Origin of the sequence: Alteribacillus bidgolensis (genome assembly GCF_002886255.1) — a bacterium.
Classification (GTDB): domain Bacteria; phylum Bacillota; class Bacilli; order Bacillales; family Marinococcaceae; genus Alteribacillus; species Alteribacillus bidgolensis.
In genome coordinates this window covers 695917-714951 of sequence record NZ_KZ614149.1, presented here as the reverse complement: position 1 = coordinate 714951, position 19035 = coordinate 695917, and the positions used below count along the sequence as shown (strand labels likewise).

Genomic DNA, 19035 nt, shown 5'->3' with positions numbered 1-19035 from the left:
GGAACGTTCATGCAACAATGAGGCTCTCATTGTTGTTTTTTTGCGTAACTTTGAATTTTCCGGTGAGAACCGGCCCTCCTCTGTAAATTGTTATTAACGAGACTTTAATCTCTAACAGAGGGTGATTGAAAATGAATTTTGGAAGAATTAGTACAGCAATGGTAACACCATTTGATAATCTCGAAGAAGTAGATTACAGTGCAGTGACAAAGTTAGTAAACCATCTTATTTCTAACGGATCAGACAGCTTAGTTATAGCAGGAACGACAGGTGAATCTCCTACTTTGTCAAAAGAAGAAAAACTTACGCTTTTTGAGCATGTCGTAAAAGTAGTAAACGGACGCGTTCCAGTTATTGCAGGTACGGGATGTAATAATACAAAAGCTTCGATAGAATTAACAAAAAAAGCGGAAAAAACCGGCGTAGATGCAGTCATGCTAGTTACTCCTTATTATAGCAAACCATCTCAAGAAGGTATGTATCTGCATTTCAAAAAAGTGGCCGAGTCTACTCAGCTTCCGGTTATGCTCTACAATATTCCCGGAAGAAGTGCTGCTGGCCTCACACCTGAAACAATTATTCGTTTGGCTGAAACAGAAAATATTATGGCCGTTAAAGAGGCTAGCGGTGATTTAGATGCGATGGCATATATCATCGAACACACACCTGAAGATTTCCTTTTATACAGCGGAGACGATAGTTTAACACTTCCTGTAATGTCTATTGGAGGAGCTGGGGTAGTCTCTATTTCTTCCCATATTATCGGTAATGAAATGCAGGATATGGTGCAAAGCTTTTTAAATGGTCATCCCCAATATGCTTCCAAACGCCATAGAGAGCTGCTTCCTACCATGAAATCAATGTTTACAGCTCCAAGCCCTTCCCCTGTAAAAGCTGCTTTAGAAATTCAGGGGATAATATCAGGGGATGTAAGACTCCCAATGGTTCGGTTGAATGAGGAAGAAATGAATATGCTCCGCTCTACTCTGCGGCCAAAAACAACATTTTACGTTAGTTAATTTAAAATGGACTGTTTCTTCCTTATTGTTTGGAAGAAACAGTCCGTTTTCTTTTGGTGTCTACAGCTAAATATGAATATTCTATATTTTGAATAGTATAACTTAAAAGGGGTGTTAACTCTTGAAGATCATTCTCCTTACCTTTATATCTTTCTACCGGAAATTTATTTCTCCTTTCACTCCCCCGACATGTCGTTTTTATCCTACTTGTTCACAATATGGTAAAGAGGCAATTGAACGATTCGGTGCTGTTAAAGGCGGATGTTTAACCATCGTTAGAGTTTGTAAATGTCACCCTTTTCACCCTGGTGGCTTTGACCCGGTACCGAAGAAAAAACGCCAATCTTAATGCTGATGTGCTTTGCGTCGATAATTGATCCACTTTTGCTCCACGTACCCCGTACCTAATAAAACGCCTCCTACTATAAAAATGAAGCCTGTCAGTTGAGCAGGATACACCGTTTCTTTTAAAAGGACAGCTGAACTTATTAATCCGAAGAATGGAACAAGGTTATTAAATACTGCTGTTTCACCAGCTCCTATCTTCTGAATGGAGCTGTTAAATAGCTGGTGCCCTAAAGCAGTAGCCAGTACAGCAGAGCCAAAAAAAATCAGCCAGACAAATAAAGGAGCCTTAAATACTTGTGCTATCCCGCCCGGTTCCATAAACAAACTGATAAGCAGAAGGCCTGCCGACCCAATTAAAAACATAAAACCTGTCATAGCTCGCGGGTGCAGCGTAGTGGTCGCTTTTTTTATATAGATAAAGCTGACTGCTTGTGAAAACATACTTAAGAATATCAGTACATCACCAGATGACAGACCGCTGACTTGACTGCCAGATCCTGCAATGGTTAACAGTCCGACACCAATAAAACCTAACACTACTCCTAAAAATCGAGTTTTTGTCACCGGGTCTCCTAGTATTATCATTGCTAAAAGGGAGGTAGTTAATGGAACAAGCGCTAGAATTAAAGACGTATTAACCGCAGAAGTACTCATAAGACCCAAAGCTAAGAAAAAATGGTGGCCAATTACACCAAATACTGAGGCTGCCGCAATATGCTTTAGTTCTTTTCTAGAAATCTTTCGCCATTCATTACAGCATAACATTATAATCACTATAATAGCTCCAGCAACCATAATACGTAAGGTCTGCATGCTTGCAGGAGGCATGTATGCAACTAATACTTTTAAAGCAACTACATTTAATCCCCATAAAACCATTACACCAATGACAAACAAGTAATTGATCCATATTTTATTTTGTTGATTCATCATACTTCCTTTCTTGTTAACGAAGCTATCTTGCTTGAATCCACTCAAAAACAGTTAAAAGTAATGTAAATACGATAAGAGCTGTGAAGGCAAATCCTGCATTTTTTTTCACAATATTCCATGGACGTTCCTTCATTAAGTGCGCTCCCATGAGGATAGAGCCGGAAAATGGCGATATTTGGGTTGATAAAGTCCAAGCGCACAAAAGCAATATTCCCATAAAAGCAGGAGGAACCCCAAATTGTTCTGGAGTTAAAGAGCTGCCAAGCCCTGAGACAATAATGACAGGATGAACACCGATAAAAGCTAGAAACATTACACTTACTATAAGAATAAGAATTAACAAAGGGATAATACCTTTGGAAATCCATAAAATTGCGTCAGCAAGTAAGTTTCCGGCATTACTTCTAGCCAGCGCTTCTCCAAAAAAACCAGCTGTTATAAATATACCAATCTCATTGTTTAAACGTTCAAAAGAATGAGAAATGTGATGAAAAGCAGCTTGTAAATATCCCTGTGCCGTCCCTATCGAAACGGACCATACGAGCGGATATCCAAGAGCAAGAATCGAGACGACCGTTAACATGTTTACTGGCAATACTATTTCTATAGCAATAGATAAAAATAATAATATTATAATGTAAAAAGATAAACCTTTTAAGGGAGACGTACCGTGATAAAAATTATTTCTTGATTTCGAATCATTTTGTATATATTCTTCTTTAGAAAATGTTATAAATGGATAAAAAACCGCAACGAGAATTGTATAGACGACAGCTATGAGAAATCCATATCCCCCTACTTCTTGCCACGTCAGCTCATATAGAATGAGAACAAGCCCCACATTGACAAAATAAGGCGACCACAGCATACAAAAGCCAAATCCTCTTAAGAGTGTTAATCCAAACTTCTTATTTTCAAAGGAAGAAAAACTTTCGGAACCTATTTTATATACAAGCGGCATAGAACCCAAATTAAGTAATGATCCCATAAAGGCTGTCAATATGTAGCCAAGGCGATAAGGATGAGCTTGTCTGCTTTTTTCTCTTTTGCGTAAAGCTGTTTGTAAAGCTTGTAAATAACCAGCTTCCGACATTAATACCCCAAATAAAGGGATGAGTAAAAATAATCCTAATAGGTTCAGATTTTCTCCAAAACTAAATAGTGCCTCCAAAAAAGAAACGTTATAAAATAAAAAAAGTATACTTCCACTGATCAAAAGAAGTAATACTACAAACCGATTGGCTCCATTCATTTTTTTTAATGCTGACAGTAATAATAAAAAAGCAATAGAACTGTATATAGAAGTAAGTATTTGTGAAGGGAAAAATACACTCACTAAATAGATGACAACTGCCAAAAAAGAGGTAATCCCAAGGTAGGTTTGTTTCATATATATTCTCTCCGCCTTCCTGCAAACCTCACCTTATCTTATTTTCACTATTATATGCTAACATGTAAAGTGCCGACTGAACAGTATTTTGCTTATTAGATAAAGCTTATACTATTTATTCATACCAGCACGTCCTCGCTTTTGGCAGCTACTCATCTGGGTTAGTTTCTGTATGAAATTTTAATCGTGAAAAAATCTGCAGCGGATATCTTCCACTACAGAGAACGGAAATGCTTGTTAGGAACCTGTGTGTTCTTTATGAGCTCTAGTCATGGCTGATATATTGGATGGCTTTTTGATATAAAGTTCTCTTGGAACGTTTGCAAACGTTTCACAGCCATTGTCCGTGATCCTTATAGACTCCGTAATTTCTACTCCATAATTATCAAGCCATATTCCAGGCATTAAATGAAAGGTCATGTTCGGCTGTAATATCGTTCGGTCACCTTTTCGAAAGCTTACTGTGTGCTCACCCCAATCAGGTGGAAAACTTAAACCAATCGAATAGCCAAGTCTAGACTCCTTAAAATAACCTCGTTTTGCTATTGTTTTGCTCCAGATGCTTTCAACTTCTTCTGCAGTCATCCCTGGTTTTATAGCATCCATAGTCGTTTCGATACCCTCTACAACCACCTCTGCCAGATCTTTTACTTTGTCTGGTGCCTCTCCTATAGCCATTGTTCTTGCCATTGGAGTGTGATAACGGCGATAGCAGCCAGCAATTTCGATCGTTAAATAATCACCATGTTTGTACCTGCGATCTGTCCAAGTTAAATGGGGGCTTGCCGTGTTTTCACTGGTGGGAATCATCGGTACGATCGATGTGTAGTCTCCGCCAAATTCTGCAGTACCGCTAATTTGAGCTTGATAAATAGCTGCTGCTACATCATTTTCCCGCATCCCGACATCAGCAGTATAATATGCAGCATGCAGCGCATTTTCTAAAATTTTTGCTGCTTTTTTCATGCATTCAATTTCATTATCAGATTTTATTAAACGCACCCAGTTAACCAAAGTGCTGAAATTCCTAAATTCGGCATTCGGAAGTCCTTGAGTGATTCGCTCATAACACATGCCCGTAAAATAAAAAGCGTCCATTTCCAGGCCGATTTTACGATTTCCTTGGCCTATTTCATTCAATATATTGGCAACAAAATCCATCGGATGCCTAATCGTTGATTGTACAAATTCATCTGGATAAGGAATGATATGATTCTCGTCTAACCAAGTTGTGATTTTTGCACTATGAGCATCCATCTCCCTTCCTATCCAAATGGGCTGCTCCTCATCAATCATAACGACTAAGATTTGATGCACATAAAAAGACCAAGCATTGTAGCCTGTTAAATAAAACATATTTGAAGGATTAGAGATAAGGAGAACTTCCACTCCATATTCCATCATTTTTTGCTTTGTATGATTCATTCTTGTTAGATATTCTTCTTTAGAAAACAAGTCTGCCACCCCTTTCTGTCCTTTCTGTCTCTATAGAAAAGGATGTGCTATTCTTTATTGAATAGCACCCCAATGAATTTATTCAGTTATTTTAAAGCATACAATTCGTTCCTCTGACATTTCTCTAACAGCAAATTCAACGCCTTCTCTTCCCAGACCGGAACCTTTCACACCCCCAAAAGGCATTGCATCTATGCGGAAGTCACTGCTGTCGTTAATCATTACGCCTCCAGTATGGAGTTTTTTTGAAGCCTTTAATGCCGCATTAATATTGGAAGTGAATATACCAGCTTGAAGCCCGTAATTCACATTATTCGCTCGATCGATTGCTTCATCTAAATCCTTAACTTTAAATAAAAGAACAACTGGACCAAAAACTTCTTCTTTCACCACTTTAGCTTTTTCTGGAACTTTTTCCAAAACAGTAGGTTCGTAGTGTGCTCCATCTCTAGTCCCGCCGCTCAGAAGTGTTCCGCCTTGGTCAACTGCTTCGTTAACCCAATTTTCTATCCGCATTGCTTCTTTTTCATTAATAAGCGGTCCCATATCTGTTGACTCAGATAATTTATTACCGGTTTTAACGTCTTTTACTTTTTCGAGGAATAATTCCTTAAAAGCGTCATATGCTTCTTCTTCCACATATATTCGTTGGACACTGAGACAATTCTGGCCAGCTGCTGCGAAAGCTCCTGAAACTGTTGCTTCTGCAGCAAGCTCTATGTCTGCATCTCTTCTTACAATCGCCGGTGAATTAGAGCCAAGCTCCATTGATAATTTTTTTAAGCCGGCTTTTTTCGAGATTTTTTCTCCTGTCTCTAAGCCACCTGTAAAACTAATCATATGAACATCTTTACTTTCAATCAATGAGTCTCCAATATCACGGCCACGGCCGGTTATAACAGTTAATATTTTTTTAGGAAGGCCTGATTTCATAAATGCTTCCGCTAACTTCAGGGCGCTTAAAGGTGTTTCCGTAGCAGGTTTTACAATGATGGCATTTCCAGCAGCAATTGCCGGTCCTAGTTTATGAGCTACAAGGTTTAAGGGATCATTAAACGGTGTAATGGCTGCGATAACTCCTACCGGAAAGCGAAAATAGTAACCCATTCTATCCTCATTACCCGGCATTTGGTCAAAATTTATAGATTCTCCTTTTAACCGTCTGGCTTCTTCTGCACTAAGACGGATCGTTTCTGCAGCCCTGGCTGCTTCACTTCTAGCTTCATTTATCGTTTTACTTCCTTCTAATGCAATCGTAGTAGCAAAATCTTCTAAATTGCCTTCAATATAAGACGCCGTTTTATTTAAAATATCCATGCGTTGCCGTACAGAAAGATCAGCTGCAACATCAGCACCTTTTTTAGCAAGCGTAATAGCCCTTCGTACATCATCTGCTTTCGCGGCAGGAACAGAATCAATCAATTCGTTATTTTCCGGGTTAAATACCTCTATTTTGTCTTCCTTTTCTTCCCACTCACCAGCTATCAGCATTTTTTTACCAGCTAGTTTTGTTGCCATATTACCCGCCACCTTTCTGTCCCTATTTTTTACATATTCTTCCTCTCTAAATTTATTAAATCTATTAAAAGTGCAAAACCAGTTTCAGATATCCCCGCTCCTGCTCCAATTAAAGTGACCGGACCCGACAAATCACAATCATACGTAACAGCATTTAACGATCCTGAAATTCCAGCCAGCGGGTCATCCTCTTCTATTTTTTCAGGCTCTACCGATGCTTCGACTCGGCCATCTGTCTTTTTTATTTTTCCTAACAGCTTCCATTTCTTTCCTTCTTTAGCAGCTTGTTTCATATCTTCAGGTGTTAAATGGGATATTCCCCGGCAAGCCACATCTTCTTTACGTAATGGTTCATTCATCACCACGTTTGCTAATATAACGACTTTGTATAATACATCATAACCCTCAATGTCACTTGTTGGATCTGCTTCGGCATAACCTTTCGATTGAGCTTCTTCTAATGCACTTTCAAAAGACATTCCGTCTTCCATTTTCGTAAGCATATAATTAGTTGTGCCATTAAAAATACCGCGTATTTCATTAATTTCGTTACCGGCTAGGGAGACCAAAGGCATCCTAAGAGCAGGTGTACCGCTCATTACTGTACCTTCAAATAAAAAACGGACGTTATTTTCATCAGCAAGATGTTTTAAATGTTGGTAAGCAAGGGCAACCGGACCTTTGTTTGTCAACACAGCATTTTTACCAGACTCAAATGCTTTTTTGCAATGATCAATTGCAGGCTGACCTGTATGAACATCGGTAAAAGTAATTTCTATCATAGTATCTGCGTTTGATTTTTCTATCGTGGTCATACTGTCCCAGCCGCGAATTAAGCCTGCTTCTTCCGGATAATGCTCCAAGCTGCCATGCTCTTGTAACGTATTTAGCACTTTTTCAACATTTAATCCTTCTGGATGGTGAAGTGATCCTTTATATAAATCAGCTATTGAAACCACTTGAAAATCTGTTCCGAATTGTTCTTTAAGCCATGAACCTTTCGTCTTTATAATATTAGCAAGCCCCTGTCCAACACCGCCAAATCCTATAAACGCTAGTTTGTGTGCCATAAATGTCCCCTCCTCACTCTTCTGCTTCATTTATATAGTGCAGAGCGGCTCCAGCTAGTAATGAAACCCCAACCGGCAATATATCTTCTTGAATATCAAAGCAAGGCATATGCAGACCACGATTTTCTTTTTCGGTAAAACCCGCCCCTAAAAACAGCATTGCAGCTGGTACTTTTTCAGCTATATGCCCGAAATCTTCTCCACCGAGTCCATAAGGTTCATTTAAAATATGAAAACTTGAAAAGTATTCCTGTATGACTGAGTGGTAAATGCTTACCGCTTTCACATCGTTATTTAAAGCAGGTTCTCCACGTTCGATATCAAGCTCATACATTCCTCCCATGGAGTGTGTAATGGAAAAAGCATTTTCTAGTTCTTCTACTAAATGGCGTCTAGTATCCCTGTCATAGCTTCGCATCGTTCCTTGTAGTGTTACTTTTTCTGGTATAACGTTCGTAGAAGATCCCGTTTTAATTTCCCCGACGCTTATAACTGCTGGTGATAACGGGGATGTTTTTCTAGCGGCAACGCCTTGTATTGCTTGAAGAACAAAAGATAACATCCAGATTGGATCCGTTCCTAAATGAGGATAGGCACCATGGCCGCCCGTACCTTGTATAATTCCTTTAAAAGTATCCACATTTGCCATACTAGGACCAGCATGAAGTTTAATGTTTCCTGGCTCATGTTCTGGATCCATATGCAGTGCAAACGCCATCGAAACGTCATCTAATAATCCATGTTCAATGAAATACGGAGCTCCCGTTCGCCCTGATTGATCCGTATCTTCTTCTGCAGGCTGAAATAAAAACTTTACAGTACCCGAAAACGGGATATCACTATCTGCAAGTAAATGTGCTGCCCCTAGAAGAATAGATGTGTGTGCATCATGTCCACAAGCATGCATCACTCCATCATGCTGAGATTTATAGATTGCTTCGTTTTCTTCACGAATAGGGAGAGCATCCATATCGGCTCTTAATGCGACAACGGGACCTTCTCCTTTCTTTAAGATTCCAGCTACACCCGTCTTAATACCTGTTTCTTGTTTTCCAGCCAGTACTTTCATTCCAGTTATTTTACGCAGCTTTGATTCGACAAACGAAGCTGTATTTATTTCTTGAAAACTAAGCTCCGGAAGCTGATGCAGATAACGACGCCACTTTACGAGAGAAGAGTGCATTTCTTGAGCTTTTCTATGCAGCATTTGCCCGGAGTTCATCTTTATTCCTCCTGTTTTATTATCGTTTCGCTACCATTTTTTCGGAGATGTGAGCCATTGCTTGTTCTAGATCGTTAATTAAGTCTTGTGTATCTTCTATTCCCACTGAATAGCGGACTAAACTTTCCGGGATGCCTAGTTCTGCTCTTTCCTCCGGAGTGTTCTCTACATGACTAGTCGTACGAGCCGGACCGACGGTTGTTTCCACCGCTCCTAAGTTTGCTGCACGATTAGCATATTTTAGTTGTGGGAGAAATTCACGTACAGCATCCAATCCGCCTTTCACCGAAAAACTAAGCATGCCGCCAAATTGACGCATTTGTTTTTTGGCAATATCATGTCCTGGATGATCTTCAAGACCAGGATAAAACACTTGATCAACTTGTTCGTGAGATTGTAGATATTTTGCAATTTTAAGCGCAGAATCACAGGATTGTTTTAAGCGAAGATGCAATGTTTTCATTCCTCTTATAATAAGATAAGCCGCCATCGGGTCCATCGTCGCTCCGTTAATCTCTCTATAATGATAAATTTTTTCTATAAGTTCTTTCCTTCCGCATGCTGCACCCCCAAGCGCGTCGGCATGCCCCCCTAAGAATTTTGTAGCACTATGAATGACAAGGTCTACATCGAATTCAAGCGGGTTTTGATTGATAGGAGTGGCAAAAGTATTGTCTACAAAAACAAGAGCACCTGCTTGCCTGGCAGCCTTTACCATCCTTTTAATATCTGTAATCTTCACAGTAGGATTTGTTGGAGTTTCTAAATATAAAATTTTACACCCTTTTCGGACTTCTTTTTCGATCTGTTCATGATTTCCGGTTTCACATAGAACAACATCTATATTCATTTGCGGCAAAAACTCACTGAATATTTTATTCGTTCCTCCATAGGTATCTTTTATAGACACAACACGATCTCCAGGTTTTAAAAATGTCGCCAGCGAATTGCTGATTGCCGCCATACCTGTTGAAAAGCTTGTCGCTGCTTCTGCTCCTTCAAGCTCTTTAATTTTTTGTTCAAATGACTCTACAGTAGGATTAGTGTTCCTTCCATAAATATGTCCTTTTTTATTCCCTATTGCTACTTCGTACCAATCGTCAAGATCGTCATACGTATATGCTACACTGTGTACAACAGGGACCTGGCTTGCACCGTGCACTCTGTATTCTTTTTCCCCTGCCCAAACAGCCTTGGTTGAACGATTAATGTTTTGTTCGTTATATTTTCTCACAGGAACACCCCTTTTTCTGAATACTTCTTTATTTCTTACTTGTATCTTATTATATGGATGAAATAATTCCATTCACCAATTTGTATGAAATTAATATTTCCGCACCTGACAATGTGAATGAAAGGTTAACTGCCATCCAGTTATGCTAAAATAATGAAAAAGTTGTATACTAAGTTCTTAAAGAGCTCATGGATTTTTTGGGGAGGGATAACGATGTTTACAGTAAAAGATGTCCTGCAGCTACCTATAATGCAGCAAGCCAATCTGGCCACAGAAGCCAAATCTCGATTACAAACCCCAGTGGATTGGGTATCAATTATTGAAATGCCAGTAGAAAATTTTGTAAGAAAAAATGAATTTGTGCTTTCTGCGGGTATAGGCTGTGAAGAAGATGAAAATAAATTATTGACTTTTACAAAAGAAGTTATGGAAGCTGAAGCAGCAGCACTCGTTATCGCTACCGGCCGATATATTACTAACCTTCCTGAAAAAGTCATTCAATTTTGTGAAGAACACGGCTTCCCATTAATTGAACTTCCCTGGGAAGTCCGGTTTGCCGATGTCAGTCACGCCATATCTACTGCCCTGCACCAGAAAGAAAGAAGTTTAGTTGAGTATTCAGATAAAGTTCGCAAAGAAATGCTTGAAATTATTTTAAAAGGGGAAGGGATTGCCAAAATCGCTTCTTATCTTGGCAAATCACTCCATATGCCTGTAGTGATAACAGATCGAAGAGGTATTGTAAAAAGTAAAAGTAAAAGCGCTAAAGCTTTAGAAGAAAAATGGAATGCTCATTTGCTTACTCATGGTGACCCTTTATATTTCCAGCACGATGAAAGTAATGAAACCATTTCACTTCCTAATAATATGCATTGGATTCACACCGATACTGTTACTATTTTGCAGCTAGCTATACAAAGTGCAAGAGAGGTACAAGGTTTTCTATTATTAGAATGGCCAGAACATTTACAAGAAGATGATGTCTTTTCTGAACAAATTTTAATATTACTTGAACATGCTGTAACTTCTTCTGCCCTATGTTTTTTGCATGACCAGGCTGCTTTAGAAACGGAAATGAGATTAAAAGATGATTTTGTATGGAGTTTAGCAAAGGGGAAATTTGACTCCACTGATACAGCCCTTTCAAGAGCAAAATCGTTAGGCTATAATTTAAAAATTCCCTACTTATGTTTAATTGCAAAGCCAGAAAACCTTTCCATCCTTTATGACCAAGAACCTTTTGGAAATATGTCGTTTGAAAATTGGCTGAAGCAGCTGGGGGATATGCTTGAAGAAGAAGTGTATCATACTGGCAGAACAATGCATTTAAAAACCATGTCCACTTTTCAAAAAGAAGAACTTATTATTTACGTAGAACTGCTTTCTGAAAAAAGTATTGAAACGGCATTTCCATTTATAGAATTATTGCAATACCGGTTGACTCAAAAATATCCGCGCCTTGTTGTTTCTTGGGGGATCGCTAAAACTTTTGGTAAAGATTCATTTCACACCGGTTTTCAAGAAGCTTATTCTGCATTGGATATTGGAAGAAGACAAAAAGGGGAAGGCTATATCAGCACGTATGCTGATACTCGATTTGATCGGGCTTTATTAGCTTTAGCAGAAAATGAGGAACTTCGAAAAATTACCGATATTATTATTGCGCCTTTGCAAAAATATTCACGTGAACGAAACATCGATTTAGTCCACACGTTTATGGTTTATAACCGGCACAGGGGTAATGTGAGTCAAACAGCACGAGAACTTAATTTACACCGGCAATCCTTACTATACAGACTTCGTAAAATTGAAACATTGACAGGATGCAGCCTTGATAATTCAGACGATACATTCCTAATAGATTTATCCATCCGGCTTCATACGATTAGCGCACAAAACGATCCTGGGACAATTGCACATTAAAACCCAGCAGGTACAACATTTTACCTGCTGGGTTTGTTATCTCAACAAATTTAGCTGCTAAATATGAATCGTAATCGGATAATCTTTAGAAACATTATTTAAAGTTTCCAGTGCCTTTTGCGAATAAGGGTCTTTTTTATTATGGAGGTCTTGTACCATAGTCTCTACCGCCATTTTCAAAGATTTTTCGTATGATGGGATACTTTCTTCATAATCGTTTAAAACAGATGCAGGCACCCAAACCTTTTCATTTTCCGCCAAAGCTTTTCGTTCATGAAACAACGGTACTTCTACTTGATTTGGGTTATGGAGATCACCTTGCTTAGGATGCTTTAAAACAGCTATAACTTTTATCAGTCTTTTATTCTCCTTTTCTTTCAAAATTTCCCCTACATAAAGGCCCGTTTTATATGGGGCCTTTACTATGTTGTTTTCAGCCATATTAATATCCTCCTCATCTCGACCTTTTTTGTTTATTCTAACAAATATAATTTGATGTTTATAGTTTATTGTATCACTAAATACAGTACGTGAAATTTTTAATTCGTATTTAAAACAGCCCCAGTCACATTAAACTGGGGCTGTATTCTTTAAGTTAAATTTGTTGTTCCCATCAGGTATTTATCACATTCTCTGGCAGCTTCTCTGCCTTCATGAATAGCCCAAACAACCAAACTTTGTCCTCTTCTGCTATCTCCAGCAGCAAAAACGCCTTCTTTATTAGTAGAATATTTTCCATACTCTGCTTTCACATTGCTTCTTTCATCTGTTTCAATTTCCATTTGCTTGAGCGGTTCTTGTTCCGGACCTGTAAACCCAATAGCAAGAAATACAAGATCTGCTTTCCATACTCTTTCCGTTCCAGGAATTTCTTTTCTAATCTTTTTCCCGTTTTCATATACTGTGTCTACTTCAATAGTATGAAGTTCTTTAACTCGTCCATTTTCGTCCCCTACGAATTTTTTAGTCATCACTTTATACGCACGCGGATCATTCCCAAAAACAGCTTCTGCTTCTTTATGCCCCTCTTCTTGTGTGTACACTTGAGGGTAAAGCGGCCATGGGTTATTCTCATCACGTGTGCTGTCTTTTTCCGGATGAATATCAAATTGAACAAGTGAATTACATCCGTGTCTTAATGAGGTAGTAATACAGTCAACTCCAGTATCACCCCCGCCTATAACAATAATATTTTTACCTTCGGCAGAAATATAATTACCATCTTTATGCTCGGAGTCTAACAAAGATTTTGTATTAGGACGTAGAAAATCCATTGCATAATGAATGCCGTCAAGACCTCTTCCTTCCGCCGGAACATCGCGGTGAACCTGGGCTCCAGTACAAAGAATAACGGAATCGAAATTTTTATTCAATTCTTCTGTAGAATAATTTTTACCTATCTCTGTGTTCGTTACAAATTTCACGCCTTCTTCTTCTAAAAGCGTTAAACGGCGTTCAACAATATGATAAGGGAGCTTTACATCTGGTATACCGTAAGTGAGCAAACCACCGATTCGATCATCTTTCTCAAATACAGTAACATGATGGCCCGCTTTATTTAACTGTGCTGCTGCGGCAAGACCTGCTGGACCTGACCCTATTACAGCAACATGTTTTCCCGTTCGCTTTTTAGGAGGGGAGGCTTTAATCCACCCTTCTTTAAATCCTTTTTCTACAATATGAAATTCGATCGATTTAATAGTAACAGGGTCGTCATTTAATGCAACGGTGCAAGATCCTTCACAAGGTGCCGGGCAAACACGGCCTGTAAACTCTGGAAAGTTGTTAGTTTTGTGAAGACGTTCTAATGCTTCTTTCCATTTTCCACGGTAAACTAAATCATTCCACTCAGGGATAAGATTATAAACCGGGCAGCCAATTTCATCTGAACCTTCCATTGTTGTGCCTGCCTGGCAAAAAGGTATCGCGCAGTCCATACAACGCGCTCCCTGTTCCTGCAGTTTTTCTTCAGGCATAACTATTTGAAACTCCTGCCAATTCTTCACTCGGGCAAGTGGATCTTTTTTAGGAGGAGCTTCCCTTGTATATTCCATAAAACCTGTTGGTTTCCCCACATCTCTCACTCCAGACTTCTAAATCTTGATGTTTAATGACAGCGGCAAACCACTTTCCATTCACCGCTGCCTGCTTTTTTAATTTTACTTTCCTCCAACTCTTGCTTTACTCGTTTTCGTCTCGTTAAAAGCTGTCATGATAGCTTCCTGCTCAGATAAACCTTCTTTTTTAGCAATTTCAATCGATTCCATCATTTGTTTGTAGTCTTTTGGAATGACTTTCACAAATTTAGAAACAGAGTTTTTCCATTGCTGCAACAAGCTCTCTGCGAGCGAACTTTCCGTATAGTAAACATGGTTTTCAATTAAGCTTTTCAGCTGTTTGATTTCTTCTGTATCTTCTAATTCCTCTAATTGCACCATTTCATGGTTACAGTAATCAGCGAAATTACCGTCTCTATCCAGTACATAAGCGATTCCGCCAGACATACCAGCAGCAAAATTTCTGCCAGTACCGCCGAGGTTAACTACTATACCTCCTGTCATATACTCACAACCATGGTCGCCGACCCCTTCTACTACTACATGGGCACCACTGTTACGAACACAGAAACGTTCTCCTGCTACACCGCGAATATATGCTTCTCCTGCTGTTGCGCCATAGAAAGTCGTATTACCGATTAAAATACTCTCTTCCGGAGCAAAAGTGGACGTTTCAGGGGGATAGGCAATAATTTTTCCGCCTGAAAGACCTTTTCCGAGATAATCATTGGCATCTCCTATTAACGTTTGGGTCATACCCTTTGGTATGAAGGCACCAAAACTTTGCCCTGCAGATCCTCTAAAAGTAAACCGAATAGTATCTTCTTCCAGCCCATCTTTTCCATGATGTTTCGTGACTTCACTTCCAACAATGGTTCCAACAACACGGTCTGTATTTTTTATTGAAAACTCGCCAAATACAGCTTCTTTATTGGTTATAGCCTGTTTAGCAGCTTTTAATAGCGTAGTATAATCCAGAGATTGTTCAAGCATATGGTCCTGTTCAAGGTGACCGAAATGTTTTGACTGATCAAGCTTTTTAGGACGATACAACAGATTACTCAAATCCACTGTGCTTGCTTTCCAATTATCTACTTCTTCTTTCTGTTCAACTAGATCCGTTCTGCCGATCATTTCGTTCACAGTTTTAAATCCTAATTCCGCCATGATCTCACGCATTTCCTCTGCAATGAAGTGCATAAAGTTTACTATGTGATCCGGAGTACCCATGAACTTTTTGCGCAGTTCTGGGTTTTGGGTAGCTATTCCCACTGGACACGTATCTAAATGACAGACGCGCATAATAACACACCCTAATACAACAAGAGGAGCTGTGGAAAAGGCATACTCTTCAGCACCTAACAGTGCAGCAATTGCTACATCCCGGCCCGTCATGAGCTTTCCATCAGTTTCTACTTTTATACGATCTCGAAGGTTATTTAATACTAATGTTTGATGCGTTTCAGCCAGACCAATTTCCCAAGGAAGCCCAGCATGTTTAATACTCGTTCTAGCTGCAGCTCCAGTGCCGCCGTCATAGCCGCTGATTACAAGTCCATCTGCCCGGCCTTTGGCAACACCGGCTGCAATGGTACCTACACCTGTGCCTGAAACAAGCTTTACACTTACACGCGCTGAAGGGTTAGCATTCTTTAAATCATGAATTAACTCTGCTAAATCTTCAATGGAATAAATATCATGATGAGGCGGAGGCGAAATTAGTCCAACACCAGCTGTCGTACCGCGAACCTCTGCTACCCATGGGTATACTTTATTACCAGGTAACTGGCCACCTTCACCAGGCTTTGCGCCTTGAGCGATTTTAATTTGGATTTCATCTGCATTCACTAAATAATGGCTGGTTACTCCAAAACGTCCAGAAGCGACCTGCTTTATAGAACTTCTTCGCAAATCACCATTAGCATCTGGTTTAAACCGCGCAGGGTCTTCCCCGCCTTCTCCAGTATTGGATCGTCCTCCAATTCGATTCATCGCGATCGCAAGAGCTTCATGTGCTTCTTTGGAAATAGAGCCAAACGACATCGCTCCTGTTTTAAAACGTTTCACAATATCTGATGCAGATTCTACTTCGTCAATAGAAACAGGATTGGCCTTTGTAGTATTGAACGAGAGTAGACCTCGTAAAGATGTTTGCTCTTTTTCTTGTTCGTTTATTGCCTTTGAATATTTTTTATACAAGTCATAATCGTTTTTCCTTGCTGCATGCTGAAGCATATGGATCGTATGCGGGTTATATTGATGAGGCTCCCCATTTCTTCTCCACTGCAGGTCATCACCTGGCTCAAGTGTTAAATCTTGACCTTCTTGTTCAGTAAATGCTCGTTTATGCCTGAGCAGTACTTCTTCTGCAATAATGTCAAGTGTTATTCCGCCTATGCGTGAAGGAGTCCATGTAAAGTATTCATCTACAACGTTTAAATCGATACCAACCGCTTCAAATATTTGGGCGCCTCGATAACTTTGGATCGTAGATATTCCCATTTTTGAAAGTACTTTCATAAGGCCTTTTGTAGCTGCCTTAATATACTTTTGGACAGCTTCAACATACGACGTGCCTTCTATTAAATTATCTTTTAACATCCCGTCAATAGAATCAAAGACAAGGTATGGATTGACCGCTTCTGCACCGTAGCCAAGCAATACGGCAAAGTGATGAACTTCTCTTGGTTCAGCCGTTTCAACTGCCAAGCTTACACGAGTTCTCATACCGTTGCGGATAAAATGGTGATGCAAACCAGAAACAGCTAACAGTGCTGGTATCGGAGCGTACTGACTGTCTACATTCCTGTCACTTAAAATAATTACTGTTGCTCCGTTTTCCACTGCTTGGTCTGCAGACGCAAATAATTGATCAAGTGCAGGCTTTAATGCTTCCTTTCCTTTTGAAGCATCAAAAACCATAGGCAGCGTTACCGATTGAAATCCTTTTTGTTTATTAGCACGCAGTTTTGCAAAGTCCTCATTGTTTAAAAGCGGCGTCTTTAAAAATAGCTGCCGGGCACTTTCTGGTTCGGGGTGAAGAAGATTTCCTTCTTTACCAATAGTCGTTCCGACCGCAGTAACCAATTCTTCACGAATAGCATCAATCGGCGGATTAGTTACCTGGGCAAACAATTGTTTAAAATAATTGTATAGAAGCTGTGGTTTTTTAGACAAGACTGCTAATGGGGAATCGTAACCCATAGAACCTACCGGGTCGACGCCTTCTGCAGCCATTGGCTTCACCATTTTTTCAAGCTCTTCATACGTATACCCGAAAGTCAGCTGCCTTTTTTGTAATTGATCAAATTCCGTATTGTAAACATCTTGGCTTTCCATTACGTCTTCTAAGTCAGCCATATAAGTATCTACCCATTCTTTATATGGCTTTTCAGAAGCAATAGAATGCTTAATTTCTTCATCAGGCACAATTCGGCCTTCTTCCATATCTACTAAAAGCATATGGCCTGGATGCAGCCGCTCTTTATACAGGACATCTTCTGGATCAATATCTAAAACACCCACTTCAGAAGACATCAATATATGATCATCTTTTGTTACATAATATCTTGCTGGACGCAGTCCATTCCTATCCAGACATGCTCCTACTTTATTGCCATCTGTATAAGCAATCGCTGTCGGACCATCCCATGGTTCCATTAAACAGCTGTGGAATTGATAAAAAGCTTTCTTCTCTTCGTTCATTAATGGGTCATTCTGCCACGGTTCCGGTATCATCATCATAGCTGAATGAGGCATAGAACGACCTGCAAGTGTTAGAAATTCAAACGTGTTATCAAACATCGAGGAGTCACTGCCGTGATGGTCTATGACAGGATGTACTTTACCAAGGTCATTTTTGAATAATTCCGATTGAAAAACTGCTTCACGAGCATGCATCCAATTTACATTACCTTTAACCGTGTTTATCTCCCCATTATGAATCAAGTAGCGGTTTGGATGTGCACGTTCCCAGCTTGGAAATGTGTTTGTGGAGAAGCGGGAATGTACAAGTGCTACAGCTGTTTCAAAATCTTTATCATTTACATCTTTATAAAATTGAGGTACTTGCTCTGTCGTAAGCATCCCTTTATAAACAATTGTGCGTGAAGAAAGGCTGGCAAAATAAAAAGAATCATTGTCTTCTAATTCTTGCCCCGCTTCATGCTCAGCACGCTTTCGAATAACATACAGCTTTCTTTCAAACTCTTCTCTAGACTGTACATCGTCACTTCGTCCAATAAATACTTGGTACACAGCAGGTTTTGCTTTAAGTGCAGCTTTTCCGATCATTGAGTCATCTACTGGAACTTCTCTCCACCCTAAAACAGTCTGCCCTTCTTCTTCTATAATCTGGTCAATCTCTTTTTCACATTGATGTCTTTTTTGGTCTGCGGAAGGAAGGAACACCATTCCTACTCCATAATGACCTTCTTTAGGAACTTCAAATCCTAAGTCATTTTCATTATTTTTGAAAAAGCGATGCGGTAATTGTAATAAAATACCGGCACCATCACCTGTGTTTGGTTCATCACCCTGACCGCCACGATGTTCAAGGTTGACCAAAATGTCAAGGGCTTTTTTCACGATGTCATGTGATCTCTTCCCTTTTATATTAGCCAAAAATCCGATCCCGCAATTATCATGCTCAAAATCAGAATCGTAAAGGCCTTCTCTCTGTGAAATGTAAGGTTGTGTCATTGCCCTCTCCACCTCTCTAAAAACTGTCTAACAAAACATATCCCTTTAGTTTTATCTAATATACGAAAGCATATCATTTTTCTGACATTTCGGCAAATTATTTCACATAAAGAAAACTCCATGAAAACGCTTTCTGTCGCGTTTTTTTCACTTTTTTTATATTAT

Annotated in this window: 13 protein-coding genes; 3 read left to right on the top strand and 10 right to left on the bottom strand. The window is 39.5% G+C overall.

The window, feature by feature from the left end; all coding sequences use genetic code 11:
- Window positions 1-131: 131 nt before the first annotated feature.
- Together dapA and yidD are read left to right on the top strand one after the other, a co-directional pair.
- On the top strand, window positions 132-1019 hold the full coding sequence (gene dapA, locus CEF16_RS03750; RefSeq protein WP_091579841.1) for a 4-hydroxy-tetrahydrodipicolinate synthase: 888 nt from the start codon (window positions 132-134) through the stop codon (window positions 1017-1019).
- Window positions 1020-1140: 121 nt separating this feature from the next.
- Entirely contained in the window at window positions 1141-1368 is a 228-nt protein-coding gene (gene yidD / locus CEF16_RS03745; RefSeq protein WP_091579838.1) for a membrane protein insertion efficiency factor YidD, read from the top strand.
- On the opposite strand, the gene CEF16_RS03740 is transcribed toward yidD, so the two are convergent.
- From CEF16_RS03740 to CEF16_RS03710, 7 genes are all read right to left on the bottom strand, one after another.
- Complete coding sequence (locus CEF16_RS03740; RefSeq protein ID WP_245917750.1) at window positions 1365-2300, bottom strand: DMT family transporter; 936 nt, start codon at window positions 2298-2300, stop codon at window positions 1365-1367. The two genes, yidD and CEF16_RS03740, sit on opposite strands and share 4 nt — an antisense overlap.
- Before the next feature lie 22 nt (window positions 2301-2322).
- A complete protein-coding gene (locus tag CEF16_RS03735; RefSeq protein ID WP_091579832.1) occupies window positions 2323-3690 on the bottom strand; it encodes a hypothetical protein in 1368 nt (455 codons plus the stop codon).
- Window positions 3691-3927: 237 nt separating this feature from the next.
- The gene (locus CEF16_RS03730) at window positions 3928-5145 is read right to left on the bottom strand and encodes a M24 family metallopeptidase (protein WP_245917749.1); all 1218 of its coding nucleotides are present in this window, start codon (window positions 5143-5145) and stop codon (window positions 3928-3930) included.
- A 78-nt stretch (window positions 5146-5223) separates the two neighbouring features.
- The gene (locus CEF16_RS03725; RefSeq protein WP_091579829.1) at window positions 5224-6663 is read right to left on the bottom strand and encodes an aldehyde dehydrogenase family protein; all 1440 of its coding nucleotides are present in this window, start codon (window positions 6661-6663) and stop codon (window positions 5224-5226) included.
- Window positions 6664-6692: 29 nt separating this feature from the next.
- The gene (locus CEF16_RS03720; RefSeq protein WP_091579826.1) at window positions 6693-7733 is read right to left on the bottom strand and encodes a homoserine dehydrogenase; all 1041 of its coding nucleotides are present in this window, start codon (window positions 7731-7733) and stop codon (window positions 6693-6695) included.
- 13 nt (window positions 7734-7746) lie between these two features.
- Window positions 7747-8955 carry a M20 metallopeptidase family protein gene (locus tag CEF16_RS03715; protein ID WP_091579824.1) on the bottom strand — a complete coding sequence of 403 codons (1209 nt, stop codon included), beginning with the start codon at window positions 8953-8955 and terminating at the stop codon, window positions 7747-7749.
- Between the two features lie 19 nt (window positions 8956-8974).
- Window positions 8975-10189: a cystathionine gamma-synthase family protein gene (locus tag CEF16_RS03710; protein WP_245917748.1), complete on the bottom strand. Its 1215-nt coding sequence runs from the start codon at window positions 10187-10189 to the stop codon at window positions 8975-8977.
- A 213-nt stretch (window positions 10190-10402) separates the two neighbouring features.
- On the opposite strand from CEF16_RS03710, the gene CEF16_RS03705 reads away from it, so the two are divergent.
- Window positions 10403-12112 (top strand): PucR family transcriptional regulator, encoded by a 1710-nt coding sequence (locus CEF16_RS03705; protein ID WP_170031557.1) that lies wholly within the window; start codon window positions 10403-10405, stop codon window positions 12110-12112.
- 57 nt (window positions 12113-12169) lie between these two features.
- Here the strand turns inward: CEF16_RS03705 and kapB are convergent, their stop codons facing one another.
- From kapB to gltB, 3 genes are all read right to left on the bottom strand, one after another.
- Entirely contained in the window at window positions 12170-12553 is a 384-nt protein-coding gene (gene kapB, locus CEF16_RS03700) for a kinase-associated lipoprotein KapB (RefSeq protein ID WP_091579816.1), read from the bottom strand.
- A 149-nt stretch (window positions 12554-12702) separates the two neighbouring features.
- Window positions 12703-14187: a glutamate synthase subunit beta gene (locus CEF16_RS03695; protein WP_091579814.1), complete on the bottom strand. Its 1485-nt coding sequence runs from the start codon at window positions 14185-14187 to the stop codon at window positions 12703-12705.
- 84 nt (window positions 14188-14271) lie between these two features.
- Window positions 14272-18870, bottom strand: a complete 4599-nt coding sequence (gltB, locus tag CEF16_RS03690; protein WP_091579811.1) for a glutamate synthase large subunit — start codon at window positions 18868-18870, stop codon at window positions 14272-14274.
- Window positions 18871-19035: the final 165 nt, after the last annotated feature.